The organism is Noviherbaspirillum soli, from assembly GCF_015352955.1.
GTDB lineage: Bacteria > Pseudomonadota > Gammaproteobacteria > Burkholderiales > Burkholderiaceae_D > Noviherbaspirillum_A > Noviherbaspirillum_A soli.
The window spans coordinates 77777-93071 of the sequence record NZ_JACYOX010000003.1 but is presented as its reverse complement, the minus strand read 5'-3'; the positions used below and the strand labels follow the sequence as shown (position 1 = coordinate 93071).

Below are 15295 nucleotides of genomic sequence, written 5' to 3'. Positions count from 1 at the left end.
TCACACCGGCTGGTTGAAATGCATTTCGTCGCTGCTGGTTTCGCAGATCGGGCCAAGGGTTGATGAACGCAGGGGCCCCGGGTTTCGCCTGCGCTCAACCCAGGCTACGGTGACACGCTCGCCGCCCATCCTTCATTCCCGGCACCAGTCGCGGTCCGGCTGCTTGTTCAGCCTGTGCGCGGCATCCACCACATCCTGCAGTTCCACCGGATCGCTGAACGGGTCCTCGTCCAGCGCGGTGACGCGGTTCAGTTCCTTTTGCCAGCGGCGCAGCTCGGCCACGTAGCCCGGGTCCGGCACGCGGCGCAGGTCGCCGTCCTGCTCGACCAGGTCGCACAGGCCGTTGTGCAGCCAGGCTCCGGTATGCCAGTCCGGCATGTCGACCGCGGGAAACAGGCAGATGGCCTGCAGGTCCATGCCGCGTTCCACCGCCGCCAGCGACTCCTCCATCACGTCGCACAGCCAGTCGGCGCGGCCGGCGCCCATGCCGCTGGTTTCGCCGATGATCATGGGCCGCCGGTAGCGCTGCCATACCGAGTCCAGCATCTCGCACAGCGGCACGATGCGGTCGTCCTCCGGCGCCAGCGCGGCATGCGGGCCGTGCTCGCGGTATTCCATCTGGCCGAAGGAATAATTGTTGGCGCCGACGATGTCGAGGATCTCCGGCGAGCCGCCGAGCTCGGGATGCTCGCGGCCGCACAGCATGTCCCAGGCGAGGAAGGTATCGACACAGGTTTCATGCCGCGCCGCCTCGATCAGGTCGGGCCGGTCGCGTGGCGCGACCACATGCACCAGCGGGTCCATGTGCACCATCCTCGCCTCGCGATCGACTTCGCGTATGGCCTTGGCCCCCGCGATCGCGGCCCGGCACAGGGCCACGCGCAGGCGCATGCGGTCTTCGCGGCTGTTGCGGTAGGGAGCGACCCATCCCCACTCGCCGCCACAGAAGGAGAAGAAGGTGATCTCGTTGATCGGCGTGAAGAAGTGCGGGCCGCGCACCCGCGGGACCACGTATTGGGCGGCCGCCCGGCAGTAGGCCGCGAAGCGCTCGGTGAATGCCGGCCCGAACGGGTCGAGGTCATCCGGGTAGCCGTAATGGCAAAGGTCCCAGATAGGGATCATCTTGTTGGCATTCAGCGCATTGATCAGCACATCGAGTCCTGAAAAATCCAGCCTGCCCAGCCTGTCCACCAGCGGCCAGGAAATGCCTTCGCGCGCCACGGCGATGCCCAGATCGTGAAGGATCCGGTAATCCTCCATCGCATGGCTGTCATGCCGGGTTTCGGCGACCAGGTTGCGGCGCCTCCGGTCTTTCCAGAGGAAGGTCGAGCATTCGAATCCGGAAAGGAAAAAGGTGGGGAAGATACCCGGACGGCTGGTCATGTCGGCGCCCTTCATCGCTGGTGTAATGGAAAGACCGGCGCGGTCCGATTAAGTTGCTGGCTTGCGCACCGGGCCGGCACAGCGTGCGCCCGGCGCTTGACCATGCGCCGCGTCCGCGGGATACCGCCGCAGGCCCGGCAATTCTTTCCTGCTGTTACCAGATGCCGGCCGCGGCAGGCTCTGCGCCGACGCGTGGGCGCTGGCCTGCGCCTTAAAAGCTTGTTCAAATCGAAGGCAAGCGCATTTGATGGGCAAAGTCGGCGTTTAAGCACAGCAGGGCGCGGAGCTAGGCGCTATTATTTTTGGGCCAGTTTCATGCCGGTCCGAATGCAAACCCTGAAAGACGCCGCCCTTGATGACGGACAGGGCAGAGTTTTTGCGCTGCATTCCACGCGGCGTTTCCCGACTGGCACCAACCGATCGACCATCAAGCGCCGAGGAAAAATTGCTAGTTGCCAATCCACCCACTGCGATAGACCAGAACTGGATTGCCGATACACGGCGCCTGGTCGATCAGCACCTCGATACCCTGCTCGCTCCTTCACAGGCATCCCCGGTCGCCGAGGCCATGCGCTACAGCGTGCTGACCCAGGGCAAGCGCATCCGGCCCCTGCTCACGCTGGCCGTGGCCAGCTATTTCGGCGTGAGGCCGGCGGCGGCGATGCATGTGGCCTGCGCGCTGGAGATGATCCATTCGGCCTCGCTGATCCTTGATGATTTGCCTTGCATGGACAACGACCGCGAGCGGCGCAACCGCGTGGCCACCCATGTCAGGTACGGCGAAAGCCTGACCATCCTGGCGGCGGTCTCGCTGCTCACGCAGAGCTGCTGCACCATTGCTTCCCACCAGAGCCTGGAGCCTGACCTGCGGCTGAAGCTGGTGCAGACGCTGTGCGACACCGTGGGCCCGCATGGCCTGTCGCTGGGCCAGTACATCGACCTGCATGGCGTGGCCGGCATGGCCACGCCCTCGGCCATCACCAACATCCATCACCTGAAGACCGGCGTTCTGTTCCTTGCCGCGGCGCGGGCCGGCTGCCTGATCGCCAAGGCCAGCCCGGCGCAGGAAGACAAGGTCATGCGCTTCACCAACAACATCGGCCTGGCCTTCCAGCTGCTGGACGACCTCAAGGACATGGACAGCCCCGGCACCAACATGGTGGCGCATATCGGCGTGTCCGGCGCGCAGCGCCGCCTGCAGGATTACCTGGATGCCGCCAACGATGCGATCGCGGGCGAGCGCAACGCCGGCATGCTGCAGGGCTTCGCGCAAACCTTCTTCAGGCGCGGCTAGAGCGCTTTCGGCCTGACTGGCTTAGGCGAGACCGAGGCAAATTGGTCCCGGAACAAGGGGTAGGCAGGGGTTTCGCAAAGCACTGCTTTGCGCCTGCCTACCGGTTTGCGCCTGCAGGCGCAGACGCGCGCTGCAAGCGTGGGGATGAGTCGTAGCGGGGCTACGGCGAAGAGCCGCAACGCAGTGCCGGGGGCAATTTGACCGGTATCGACAAGCTAGTCAGGCCGAAAGCGCTCTAAAGCGCATTCGGCCAGCCCAGCCGCATGATGCAAGCCCGCTGTGGCGCACCATGCATCCGGTCTCCTTGCCATGCCATCGATGTCGTAGGGTGGAATACCCCGAAGGGGCATTCCACCATTCGCGAGCCAGGACAGGTCTCTGACACTGCCTCTCCTTCAAACGACCAGCGGTGCAATGCCCTTCGGGTATTGCACCCTGCGAATCTTGGAAGTTGCTACAGGTCCGGATGGGTCCAGAGGCCGTCGCGCGGCGCTTTGCCGGGCCGCCGTGCCTTGGCATGGACGGCGACGAATCCGCCCTGGAGCAGCCGCAGCAGCTTGCGCCTGCCCGATACGCTGGTGCGCTGTTCCCACACTGACGTTCCCCCCGCACGCACCCGCAGGCCGATCTCGCGGTAGATCAGCAGCGCGCCGGCGATGGCCCAGGCGCAGCGCCACGGCAGTTGCGTCATGCCGATGCGGGCGGACGCGTAATACTGCTCGGCCAGTTCCACCAGTTCGCAGGCCAGCGCATGCAGCGCGGGCAGGTGCTGCGGCTGCGCCGCCTCGCCCGGCGCGATGCCCTGGCGCGCCAGCCAATCTTCCGGCAGGTAGCAGCGGCCGATGCGCAGGTCGTCCCGCACGTCGCGGGCAATGTTGGTGAGCTGGAAGGCAATGCCGAGGTCGGCTGCCCGATGCATGACCTGCACGTCGCGCACGCCCATGATGCGGGCCATCATCACGCCCACCACGCCGGCCACGTGATAGCAATAGCGCAGCGTGTCGCCCAGCGTTTCGAAGCGCTGTTCGCGCGCATCCATCGCAAAGCCTTCCAGCAGTTCGAACAGGTGGCGCCGGGGCAGCGCATGCCGCCGCACCACCTGGCCCAGCGCGGCAAAGGCCGGGATGTCGCTGGCATGGCCGTCGCATACCCGCGCCGTCTCGCGCTGCAGCGCCTGCAGCCGCGCTTCCTTTTCCTGCCGGCTCAGTTCCTGGGCATCATGGCCCAGGGTCTGGCCGTCGATCACGTCGTCGCAGTGGCGGCACCAGGCATACAGCATCATCACGCTGTCGCGGGTGTCGCGGTCGAACAGCATCGCGGCCCTGGCGAAGCTCTTCGAGCCCTGCCGGATGCTTTGCTGGCTGTAGGCGGAAATGTCCTGCATCGCGGCCTCCGTCACGCGGCGCTCCGGGCTGGCTGCTCATCCAGGATGATGCGCGCGGTGGCCTTGGCCGAGCCGACCACGCCGGGTATGCCTGCGCCGGGATGGGTGCCGGCGCCGACGAAATACAGGCCGGGTATCTGCTGGTCCTTGTTATGGGTGCGGAAATAGGCGCTCTGCCACAGCACCGGCTCCAGCGAGAAGGCCGAGCCGACATGGGCATTGAGCTCGTCGCGGAAGTCGCACGGCGTGAAGATGCGCGAGGTGACGAGGTCGCGCTTCAGGTGCGGTATGTAGTGGCGTTCGAGATAGTCGAGGATGCGGTCGCGGTAGCGCGGTCCTTCGCTTTCCCAGTCGATGTCGGCATTGCCCAGGTGCGGCACCGGCGCCAGCACGTAATAGGCGCTGTGGCCGGGCGGCGCGAGCGACGGGTCGGTCACGGTGGGCGCATGCAGGTAGAGCGAAAAATCGTCCGCCAGCGCGGCGCCGTGGAAGATGTCCTTCAGCAGCTCGCGGTAGCGCGGGCCGAACAGCACGGTATGGTGCTCCAGCCCCGGCCGTGTGCCCTTCAGCCCGAAGTAGATCACGAACAGCGACATCGAGAAGCGCTTCTTCTTGAGGCCAGCCGCCTTGCGCTGGGCCGGCGGATGCCGGCGCAGCAGCTTCTCGTAGGTATGCACCACGTCGGCATTGCTGGCGGCAAGGAGGCAGGGCAGGCGCTCGCCCGAGCGCAGCCGCACCGCCGCCACCCTGCCCTGCTCGACCAGGATCTCGTCCACCGGCGCATTCAGCCGGATCTCGCCGCCGAGGTCGGTAAAGAGCTTGATCATGCCGCGGATCAGCGCCCCGGTGCCCCCCTGCGGGAAGGTCACGCCCCACTGCCGTTCCAGCGCATGGATCAGCGCATAGATGGACGAGGTCTCGAACGGATTGCCGCCCACCAGCAGCGAATGGAAGCTGAAGGCCTGGCGCAGGTGCGGGTCCTTGATGAAGCGCGAGACGATGCCGTAGACGCTGCGATAGCTTTCCAGTTTGATCAGCTGCGGCGCCACCTTCACCATGCTGCGGAAGTCCGGGAACGGCACATGGCCCAGCTTGACATAGCCTTCTTCCAGCACCGCCTTGGAATAGTCGAGGAAGCGGCGGTAGCCCGCCACGTCGCCCGGCGACTTGGCGCCGATCTGCCGGTCCAGCGCCTCCTGGTCGTTCACGTAATTGAAGCAGTAGCCGTCCTCCCAGCACAGCCGGTAGAAGGGACTGACCGGCAGCAGCTTCACATAGTCGTCCAGCCGCCGGCCCGACAGCGCGAACAGTTCTTCCAGCGCGGTCGGGTCGGTGATGACGGTCGGCCCGGCGTCGAAGGTGAAGCCCTGGTCTTCATACACATAGGCGCGGCCGCCCGGCTTGTCGCGCTGCTCCAGCACGAGAGTCGGTATGCCGGCCGACTGCAGCCGGATGGCGAGCGCAAGGCCGCCGAATCCGCTGCCGATCACGATGGCTTTGATGATGTTCCCCTTTCGATATTGGCCATGGCCATGAATGCCGCGCCCAGTGGCACCGGCGGCTTGCCGGACAGGATGCGCAGCTTGTCGGCCCAGGTCAGGCGGGCCGCATAGAAGCGTTCGATGCGCGCCTGCGGCAGTCCATAGAAGCGCTGCAGCAGGCGGTAGCGCTGCGCCGGCGCGCTGGCGAAGAACAGCATGCGGTTCAGCAGGCGCATGAAGAGCTGGCCGCGCCACTGCGCGATGGACCTGGCGCGGATGCAGTCGCCCGCTTCCGACAGCGCCGGCAGCGCCGCGACCTCGTCGGCCAGGCGCACTGCGAATGGCAGCGAATAGCCGGTGGTGGCATGGAACAGCCCGGCGCGCAGGCCGCTGCAGGCCAGCTGCGCCGGCTTGTCGCGCCAGAAGCGCTCGATGTCGCCCGACAGCGCAATCGGCAGCACGCCGCTTTCCTCCCGCTCCACGCGCTCGGCCTGCCAGCCGCGCGCGGCAATGTAGTCGTCGATGCGGCGCCGCAGCGCGGCTTCGTCCAGTCCGGGCGCGCCGCTGTAATAGGTGTCCTCGACCAGGATGCGGCGCTCGTCCAGCGGCAGCGTATAGACGAAGCGGTAGCCGTCGTCCTGCGGCACGGTGGCGTCCATGATGACGGGCAGGACCTGGCCATGCGGCTGGCGCAGCAGCACCTCGCGGCCGACGAACTTCTGCCAGGCATAGCGCATGTGCGGCGAGGCGGCATGGCCGCGGCCGTCGATCACCAGGCCGGCCGGCTGCCATGCGCCATTGATGCGGGCGCCGTTCGCGCTTACCTCGTCGACCATCGCCCCGAGCAGCACCGCGTCGCCCAGCGCCGGCTGCAGCACATGGTGGAAGCGGTCGGCGCTGATGCTGTAGCAGGGGGTCGACAGCCGGCGACTATGCGCCGGGAAGCGCACCTCGTAGCCGGGCCAGCGATGCGCCACCAGCGGCGCCAGCCAGGCGTGCTGCGACGGCGTCAGGTCGGGATGGTAGTAGGACCAGGTATGGTTGCCGCCCAGGGTCGCGCCGCGCTCCACCAGCAGGATACGCAGTTCCGGCCGCGTCTGGCGCAGCCGCCAGGCGATCAGGCCGTTGGCCAGGCCGCCGCCGATCAGCAGCACGTCAACCGGTGCGTCAACCATGGCCGAGCGCCTCCTCGATGGCATGGCAGCCGGCCTGCACGCCATCCTCGGCGCGGCTCGGTTCGGCGAGCCGGCCCGCCGCCTCATGCATGCGCTCGTCGGCCAAGGCGCGCGCCAGCGCGGCGCGCAGCGCGTGGCGGCCGGCGCGCCGTTTCGGCAGCACCAGCGCCGCGCCCAGTGCGCGCAGCCGCAGCGCATTGTCCATCTGGTCGTGCGCATGCGGCACGATGATCTGCGGCTTGCCGGCGCAAAGCGCCTTGAACGAAGTGGCGACGCCGCCGGAATGCACGATCACTGCTGCATGCGGAAACACCGCCTCGAACGGCGCATAGCCGATGCGCATCGCGCCTTCGGGAAGCGGTTCCGGCAGGCTGGACGCGGCCGCCAGGCCGCCGGTCACCAGCAATGCCCGCATGCCCAGCGCCGAAGCGGCGGCCAGGCCATCGGCATAGAAGTCGCCGGCGTCGTTGCTGGCCGCGGAGCCGAGGGTGAAGACTGCCAGCGGCGCATCGTTTCGCGCCAGGAAGCGCCGCAGCGCATCCGGCAGCGCCGGCGCCCCGTCCAGGTACAGCGCGGTGCCGGTCTGCACGGCGGCCGCCGGCCAGTCGGGCTGCGGGCCGCCCAGCAGCGGCGAGAACATCGCCAGCACCCGGCGCGGCGAGTGCTGGCCCTCGTACAGCGGATGGGCGCGCGAGGCAATGCCCAGTTCGGCGCGCAGCGCCAGCACCGGGTCGAGCCAGCGCTCGGTATGCTGCCTGACATAGCCAAACACCCTGCCATGCAGCTCGGGCGAGCGGCCGCACAGCCAGGACAGCGGCGCGAACGGCAGGTAATTGGGCCGTTCGTGCAGCGAGAAGAACGACATCGGCTGCAGCACCGCCGACACCCAGGGCACGCCGGTGCTGGCCGCCACCAGCGGCGCGGCCAGCGCCATCAGCGACTGGCTCACCAGCAGGTCGGCGCCGCGGCTGGCCGCGGCCAGGTCGGCATAGCTGTGGCGTATCGCCGGTCCCAGGTAATGGCGATAGACGAATTCGCCGCCGCTTCGGGGATGCATGTAGCGGCGGTGGAAGGCCGGCGTGCCGTCCGGGTCGGGCCGCATGTGGCGAAACGCCAGCCCGGCCCGCGCCACGTGCGCCTCATGCGCGGCATTGGTGGCGACCGTGACCCGGTGCCCGCGCCGCAGCAGCTCGCCGCCCAGCGCCAGGAAGGGATGCAGGTCGCCCAGCGAGCCTGAGGTCGCGAACACGATGTGGCGGGAAGGCAGGCTCGTCATCGCGACCGCGCTCCCGGCAGGCACCACCACGGCGTGCTCGGCCGCAGGTGATGCTCGTGGTGATAGCCGAAGTGAAAGCAGGTCAGCAGCGACAGCAGGTAACCGAATTCATTGCTGCGCGCACGATGATGGTCTGCGAACTGGGCAGCGCCGTGGCCGTCGATATGGCGGTGCGGCAGGAAGGTGCCGAAATAGAACAGCTGCAGCGAGGACAGGATGCCCGGCACGGCGAAGAACAGCAGGATATTCCAGACGCTGGCGCCCAGCAGCAGATAGGCCGACACCCGCAGCGCCATCACCATCAGTTCGCGCCAGCCGAAATAGGTGGTCAGGAATTGCAGGTACCAGCGCAGCGGCCGGCTCGCATGGGCAACGGCGAAGTCCGGGTCCTGCGCGCTGCCGGGATGGCGGTGATGCAGGTCGTGCTTGGGCTTGATGCGGCCGAAGGAAAAGCCGGCATACAGCAGCAGCGCCAGGCTGCCCACCATGTCGCCGCCGGCGCGCCGTGCCGGCCACAGCGAGCCATGCATCGCGTCATGCGCCACGATGTACATGCCCACCGACAGCCAGGTCAGCAGCGTCGCCAGCAGAGCCGCCAGCGGCGGCGCCCACGGCGCGTTCCAGTCAAACAGGAAGACCGCGTACAGGTGGAGGGCGGTCCAGGCGGCAATGATGGCCGTGGCCAGCGCCATGCCTATGCGGCCCTGCCAGGCGGGGTTCATGGCTGGCGATCGCCGCCGCGCAACTCGCGGCGTATCGCCTCGACCGGCGGCGCATACAGGAAACCGAAGGAGACGCCGTTCTCGCGGGTGCGCACGGCATGGTGCAGATGATGCGCAGTGGCCAGCCGCTGCAGGTAGCCGCTCCTTGGCCTCCATCCCAGCGGCAGGCGCCGGTGGATGATCACATCATGCAGGATGCCATACAGCATGCCGTAGATCGTGATGCCCAGCGCGATCCACCATAGCCATGGCCGGCTGGCGCCGGCCATGAACAGCAGGATGGTGGCGGCGGCGAACACGATGGCATACAGGTCGTTTCGTTCCCAGCCCGCGCCCTTGGGCGCTTCATGGTGCGAGCGGTGCCAGCCCCAGCCGATGCCATGCATCACATGCTTGTGGACCAGCGCGACCGCGAACTCCATCGCAAACAGCGTGGCGATCAGAAGGAAAAGGTGAAAAGGGTTCATGCCTGCGGGAAAACGGCCTGGTGGGAAGGAAGGGAAATGTCCTGAATCCAACAGTCGCATGAAACCTGCAGCGGCCGCTCCCCGGCGCACAGGCTTGTTGATCTCGTTCAAACAGGCAGGCGGCGCCTGGTCCGGCCGGTGGCGCAAGCGCCGGGAAGGCGTGCGATGTCAGGCGGAACCGGCAACCGCCGCGAGCGCCGCCAGGGCATGCGCCAGCAGCAGGTAAAGCGATGCCGCCAGCAGCGACGCCAGCGTGAGCGCCATGCCGGCGACCCGGAAGCGGAAGTCTTCCGGGCTGCGGCTGACGCCCCAGGCATGCAGCGCCCGGCCCAGCAGCAACGCCAGGCCCAGGGCATGGACCAGCACGGCGGAGGCCGGCGCAATCTCGACAAGGTAGATCAGCAGCAAGGCCAGCGGCACGTATTCGGCGAAGTTGGCATGGGCCCGCATGGCCCGCAGCATGCGCTCGTCGCCGCTGTCGCCAATGGCGATGCGCAGCCGGCGGCGCAGGCGCAGGGTGCGGATGCTCAGGCCGGCATAGAGGATGGCCAGCAGCGCGGCATACAGGCTCACCGCGGTCATGAACCGGCGTGAAAGGAGATGGAAAGGGAAAGGCAGGAAGAGGCCATTGCCGGGGCAACCTGCAGAGTCAGCGCGGCGCCTGCTCGTCCGGCGCCTGCGGGTCCGACGGGATCCGCTGCGGTGCGACCGCCCTGGCGTAGCGTGCCGGCGCCTGCTGCATGCTGTCGGCTGCGCGCCGCAGGTCGCTGACGCGCTCGCCCTGCCTGCGCACCCTTTCACGCAAGCTCTCCAGGCTGGGAGCGGCGCTGGATGAAGGTTGATCATTCTGGTGGTTCACATGGGTCCCCTGCGAATGGCGTCTGGGGATTCTAAGGTTGTATTTTTAATGCATCCAAGCCCGACGTTCGTGAGTGTTGTTATTTCACACCGCGCCGGGCCAGCCGGCGCAGGCGCCTACAGCCACGAATAGCGCATGCCTATCCAGATGCCGCGCGGCGCGCCGTAGCCGCGAAACTGCTCGCCCACCGGGTTGGCGCCGTCGAAGCTGCGGCCGGGGCCGGTGAAGGCGTTCAGGCCCAGCACGCCGAGGTTGGCGTATTCCCGGTCGAACAGGTTGTTGACGCGGGCGAACAGCTCCCAGCCCTTGGCCACCGTGTAGCGGGTGTCGAGATTGACCACGGTATAGCCGGGCACCTTGCCGCGCGCATCGCTGTTGTTCTCGTCGCCGCGGGCATGGCTGCTGCCGGCATACAGCAGGTTGGCGCCGATGTCCCACTGCGGCGTGAGCGCATAGCCCAGGCGCAGCTTCAGGCTGTGGCGCGGTATGCCGGGAACGCGGTCGCCGCTGCGCACGGCGATCGCGCCATTCGCATCGGCGCTGGTATTGGCCGGGCTGGTCTCGGCGAAGCCGGTGCGGTAGGTCGCGTCGGTAAAGCCGTAGCGCGCGCTTGCCGACAGCGCGCCCCATCTGCCGTTGACGCCCAGTTCCATCCCCTGGCGCCGGGTCTGGCCGACATTCTGGAAATAGCCGGCATTGGTGGCCACGCCGCCGCTGGCGATGAACTGGATGTCGTCGTCCAGCACGGTGTGGTAGACCGCCGCGCTCCACGACAGGCCTTCCCCCTCTTTGCCGCGAGCGCCCAGTTCCACCGTCTTGGCCACCACCTTCTTCAGCGGCGGATCGGCCAGGAAGCTGTTGGGCAGCTTGCAGGGCGCCTGCGGGTCGGCGCAGGTCAGCTCGATCGGCGTCGGCGCCCGCATGCCCTCGTTGTAGCTGACATAGACGGTGGCCTGCGGCGTCGGGTTGAAATTCAGGCCGACCGCCGGATTGAAGCGGGAGAAGCGGTGGCTGCCGTTGAGCTCGGGCGCCTCGCCGCTCTGGTCGCTGATGCTGACCCGCGCCAGGTTGTAGCGGCCCGACAGCGTCATCGCCCAGCGCTCGTTGAAGGCCAGCACATCCGACAGGAACAGGCCGTAATAGCGGTTGCGGGTCTTGGCGTCGGTGTCAAGCTCGAAGTCGCCGGCGCCAAGGGTGCCGCGGCTGGCGGTAAACACCGCAGGCTGGGTTTCCTGGCTGTAGCGGGCATTGCCGATATCCACCGTGCCGCCCGCGACGAACTGGTTCTTCATCCCGGCCAGCTGTCCGGACACGGTCAGCTGCAGGCCGGCGCCATAGCTGTGCTGGCGGATGGCGGCACGGTCGTTGTGGGCCTGGCTGGCGTCGATCGCGCTATTCTCCAGCTGGCCGAAATCATCGTTGACGTTGCTGGAGACATTGCGGTTGCGGTAGTTGCGGTAGTACAGGTTCCCGCCCAGCAGCACGTCGTCATTGAGGAAACGGCTGCCCTTGGCGGTCAGGAACATCAGCTTGTTCTCGTTGCGGTCCGGATAGGTATAGGCCTGCCGGATGTTCTCGGAGAAGGACCTGGGCAGGGTCTGGGTGCCTTCCAGCCGGTTGTCGGCGGCGGTCAGGCTGACGTCGAGGTCGGTGTCGCTGGTCTGGTAGCCGACCTTGCCGAAGAACTGCTGGACGCGGCTGCCGTTGTGCTCGGCCCAGCCATGGTCGCGCGCGACATTGCCGGTGACGAAATAATCGAGGTTGCCGCTCTTGCCGCCCTGCTCGAATTCCACCGCGCGGCGCCCGAAGGAGCCGGTGGAAAGCTGCACCGCGCCGCCCGGATAGGCGCTGCCGCTCTTGGTGTAGACCGCCAGCGCGCCGCCCAGGGTGTTCAGGCCGAAAGCCGGATTGGAGCCGGGAATGAGCTGCATGTTGGCGATGGCCGACTGCGGCAGCAGGTCCCAGTTGACGGTGTCGCCGAACGGCTCGTTGATCCGCACGCCGTCCTGGAATACCGACAGGCCCTGCGGCACGCCCAACAGCGGCGAGGCGGTGAAGCCGCGGAAACTCACATCGGGCTGGTAGGGATTGCCCTGCGCCGCATTGACCGTCACGCTGCCGGCATTCTGTTCGAGGTGGTCCGTCAGGGTCAGCTGGCGCTGCTGCTCCAGCGTGCGACTGTTCAGAATCTGAACATTGGCCGGCACATTCTGTATCGCCGTGCCCAGGCCGGGCAGCATCGAGGTGCCGACGACTTCGACGGTGGGCAGTTCCAGCGCTTCGGCCGGATTCTCCTGGGCAAGGACGAGGGCGGGATCGGCCAGGGCGCCGGCCAGGGCGGCCAGCAGCGCAGTGCGGCGGAATGGAACAGCGGCATGCGTCATTCGATGTCTCTCCATGTTCATCTTTTTTGTGTCTTGTTGTGGTGCGGCCAAAGCATAGCAAACGCCGCTGGAAAAACTGGCAACGGCTGGGCTTGCAGGCCGGCATGGAAAGAGCAAGAAACATGCGCGCCGCCCAGGGCGCGGCGCATCAGACCGCTGCCGGGAAGTCGCAGGGCGGCAGCACCGGCTGCACGTCGCCGGGCGGCAGCGGGCGGGAGATGTAGTAGCCCTGCACCTCGTCGCACTGCAGCGAACGCAGCAGCGCGATCTGGGCGGCATTTTCCACGCCCTCGGCCACCACCCGCATGCCCAGCGCATGCGCCATCGTGACGATGGCCGTGAAGAACACCTTGCCTTCGGCCGACTGCTCCATCCTGGCGGTGAAGGTCTGGTCCACCTTGAGCACATCGAAGTCCAGCCGGTGCAGCTGCGACAGCGAGGAGTAGCCAGTGCCGAAGTCGTCCACCAGGATCTTCACGCCCTGCTTCTGCAGCTTCATCAGGGTGCGCGATACCGCTGAGTCATGGCCCATGACCGAGGACTCGGTGATCTCCAGTTCCAGCAGATGCGACGGCAGCCGGTGCCGCGCCAGCGCCGCCGTGACCAGGCTGCCGACATCGGCATTGCTGAACTGCTGCGCCGAGACATTGACCGATACCGGCACCAGGTCGCCGCCATGCGCCGACCAGCGGGCAATCTGCTCGCACACCATGTCGAGCACCATCTCGCCCAGCGCGACGATCATGCCGGTCTCTTCCGCCAGGCCGATGAATTCGGCCGGCTCCAGCAGGCCGCGGGCCGGATGCCGCCAGCGCACCAGCGCTTCCAGGCTCAGCGTCAGGCCGCTGGCGATGTCGACCCGCGGCTGGTACACCATCTCGAATTCATGGGCGGCGATGGCGCGCCGCAGTTCGGCCTCGCGGTCGAGCCGCTCGCGCAGCGCATTGTAGAACTTGGCTTCGTAGAACTGGTAACCGGCCTTGCCATGGGTTTTCACTGAATACATCGCGATGTCGGCCTTTTCCAGCAGGGTCGACGCGTCCTGGCCATCGGTGGGAAACAGCGCGATGCCGATCGAGGTGCCCACCGAATGCACGCCCTGGCTCAGGCGGAAAGACTGGCGGAATGCCTGCTGTACCCGGTCGGCCACATGGGCGGCGTCGATCCGGTGCTCGATGTTTTCGATGATGACCACGAATTCGTCGCCGCCGAAGCGCACCACCTTGTCATGCGGCCGCACTGCTTCCTGCAGCCGGTGCGCGGCATGCTTGAGCAGTTCATCGCCGGCGGCATGGCCGGCGGTGTCGTTGACCTTCTTGAAGCCGTCCAGGTCGATGAACAGCAGCGCCAGGCGGGTGCCGTTTTCAGTCGCATGCTGCAGGGCCTGCGGCAGGAAGGACTGTATCCAGTGGCGGTTGGGCAGCCCTGTCAGCACATCCTCGTTGCCGCGCCGCTTCAGTTCCGCCACGTGGGCCTTGGCCTCGCTGATGTCGCGCAGCCGCACCGCCAGGTTGTCGCCGGAACGGATGATCTTGAGGTGCGCCCAGCGCAGCCGCAGCGCGGTATTGCCCGGCACGTCGATCTCGTTTTCGTAGGTGCCTTCCTGCGTTGCCTGCATCAGGTAGTCCATGAACATGCCGGTGTCGAGATTGCCGCGAAAGCCGGAGACGGTCTTGCCGATCAGCTCCGAGGGCCGGACATTGAAGAACTCCGCCCCCTGCTGGTTGCAGTCCAGCACCACGAAATCATGGATGGCGCCATTGCGGTCGAGCACAGGCTGGACGATATAGAAGCCCTCGCTGCCCTCCTCGGTGGCGAGGCGGTAGGTGGCCTGCGCCATGCCCAGGCGGTACTTGCGCCAGGCCAGCTCGGCGTTGAGCGCTATGGCCAGCCCGGTGAGCAGGGCCAGCGCGGCGCTGGCCCAAGCCGCGTACAAGATCGCGGAATCACGGCCGGCATGGAACTCGGCCAGGGTAGCGGCCTCGTCCAGCCCGACCAGCGCCGTGATGTCATAGCCGCGCACCGGATGCCAGCCAAGATAACGGGCTCGCCTGTCCTCGAAGACCTCGGCGCCATGCTGGCCGCTGCCGCTGGCCGGGCTCAGCGACGGGTGGGAGGAAAACGCCGGGATTTCGGGCGGCAGCACGTTGTCGCCGATGCGCACCAGCTCCATCGGCGGGTTGGCGCTGACCATCGCCAGCAGGCCATGCGGGCCGAGGATGGTGGCGTCATAGTTTGCGGTGAAAAACGTGGTGCTGACGGACACCATCACGATGCCGGCGAACTGGCCGCGGTCATCCACCAGCCGGCGCGAAACATGGACGACATTGCGCTTGGCCATCCTGCCGAAGACTGGCGGATCGATGACCAGCTGGTCCGTCCCCGAGTCACGCTGTCGAAGGAAATACGGCCGGTCGCCCAGGTAGGTCAGCTCGCCGTCACGCAGCGTGGTGGTGAAGGCATTGCCGCCGGCATCGACCAGGGTAACGTAGTACAGCGCCGGCGGCGGAAACATGCCGTCGCTGGCCAGCTGCTCCAGGCGCAGGCGGCCGCCCGAGAGCTGCCATTCCAGCCTGACATGCCGGGTTATCTGGTCGATCGAGTCGAGGCTGCGCGCCAGCCGGTCGGCATGGGTGCGGGCCAGCGCATTGACTTCGCGCAGCGCGCGCTGTTCCACCGCCTGCTGCGCTTCCTTCAGGTTGGCCAGCAGCACGCCCCAGCCGATCAGCGCGACCGCCATCGAGAACAGCAGCCAGACCATGAAGATGGCCGGGTTGCGGCGCAGGAAACCCAGCTTGTCGAGCAGGCTGGCCTGGGTCACCTTCTGATGCAATCTATCGCTTTGCACTGGAATCCCGCGCGAGATGGTG

General features: G+C 67.1%; 12 protein-coding genes. 1 reads left to right on the top strand and 11 read right to left on the bottom strand.

Going from position 1 to position 15295, the window contains the following annotated elements:
- Positions 1–132 precede the first annotated feature (132 nt).
- A complete protein-coding gene (locus IGW04_RS04490) occupies positions 133–1383 on the bottom strand; it encodes a family 1 glycosylhydrolase (RefSeq protein ID WP_194711844.1) in 1251 nt (416 codons plus the stop codon).
- Positions 1384–1828: 445 nt separating this feature from the next.
- Between IGW04_RS04490 and IGW04_RS04485 the strand changes: the two genes are divergently transcribed.
- Positions 1829–2677, top strand: coding sequence for a polyprenyl synthetase family protein (locus IGW04_RS04485; protein ID WP_194711843.1), 849 nt, complete (start codon positions 1829–1831; stop codon positions 2675–2677).
- A 454-nt stretch (positions 2678–3131) separates the two neighbouring features.
- Here IGW04_RS04485 and IGW04_RS04480 read toward each other — a convergent pair whose 3' ends face one another.
- The 10 genes from IGW04_RS04480 to IGW04_RS04435 all read right to left on the bottom strand — a co-directional run bounded on the left by IGW04_RS04480 (position 3132) and on the right by IGW04_RS04435 (position 15258).
- Positions 3132–4061, bottom strand: a complete 930-nt coding sequence (locus tag IGW04_RS04480; protein WP_194711842.1) for a phytoene/squalene synthase family protein — start codon at positions 4059–4061, stop codon at positions 3132–3134.
- 11 nt (positions 4062–4072) lie between these two features.
- The gene (locus tag IGW04_RS04475) at positions 4073–5551 is read right to left on the bottom strand and encodes a phytoene desaturase (protein ID WP_323744808.1); all 1479 of its coding nucleotides are present in this window, start codon (positions 5549–5551) and stop codon (positions 4073–4075) included.
- On the bottom strand, positions 5548–6717 hold the full coding sequence (gene crtY, locus IGW04_RS04470) for a lycopene beta-cyclase CrtY (RefSeq protein WP_194711841.1): 1170 nt from the start codon (positions 6715–6717) through the stop codon (positions 5548–5550). The genes IGW04_RS04475 and crtY overlap by 4 nt, the downstream gene beginning before the upstream one ends.
- Positions 6710–7993: a glycosyltransferase gene (locus tag IGW04_RS04465; protein WP_194711840.1), complete on the bottom strand. Its 1284-nt coding sequence runs from the start codon at positions 7991–7993 to the stop codon at positions 6710–6712. Before IGW04_RS04465 ends, crtY begins: the two co-directional genes overlap by 8 nt.
- Positions 7990–8715: a fatty acid desaturase gene (locus IGW04_RS04460; RefSeq protein WP_194711839.1), complete on the bottom strand. Its 726-nt coding sequence runs from the start codon at positions 8713–8715 to the stop codon at positions 7990–7992. The genes IGW04_RS04465 and IGW04_RS04460 overlap by 4 nt, the downstream gene beginning before the upstream one ends.
- Positions 8712–9182: a sterol desaturase family protein gene (locus tag IGW04_RS04455; RefSeq protein ID WP_194711838.1), complete on the bottom strand. Its 471-nt coding sequence runs from the start codon at positions 9180–9182 to the stop codon at positions 8712–8714. Before IGW04_RS04455 ends, IGW04_RS04460 begins: the two co-directional genes overlap by 4 nt.
- Before the next feature lie 168 nt (positions 9183–9350).
- A complete protein-coding gene (locus IGW04_RS04450) occupies positions 9351–9764 on the bottom strand; it encodes an MAPEG family protein (RefSeq protein ID WP_194711837.1) in 414 nt (137 codons plus the stop codon).
- 67 nt (positions 9765–9831) lie between these two features.
- Positions 9832–10041 (bottom strand): hypothetical protein, encoded by a 210-nt coding sequence (locus IGW04_RS04445; protein WP_194711836.1) that lies wholly within the window; start codon positions 10039–10041, stop codon positions 9832–9834.
- 116 nt (positions 10042–10157) lie between these two features.
- Entirely contained in the window at positions 10158–12425 is a 2268-nt protein-coding gene (locus tag IGW04_RS04440) for a TonB-dependent receptor (RefSeq protein WP_194711835.1), read from the bottom strand.
- 148 nt (positions 12426–12573) lie between these two features.
- The gene (locus tag IGW04_RS04435) at positions 12574–15258 is read right to left on the bottom strand and encodes a bifunctional diguanylate cyclase/phosphodiesterase (RefSeq protein WP_194711834.1); all 2685 of its coding nucleotides are present in this window, start codon (positions 15256–15258) and stop codon (positions 12574–12576) included.
- Positions 15259–15295: the final 37 nt, after the last annotated feature.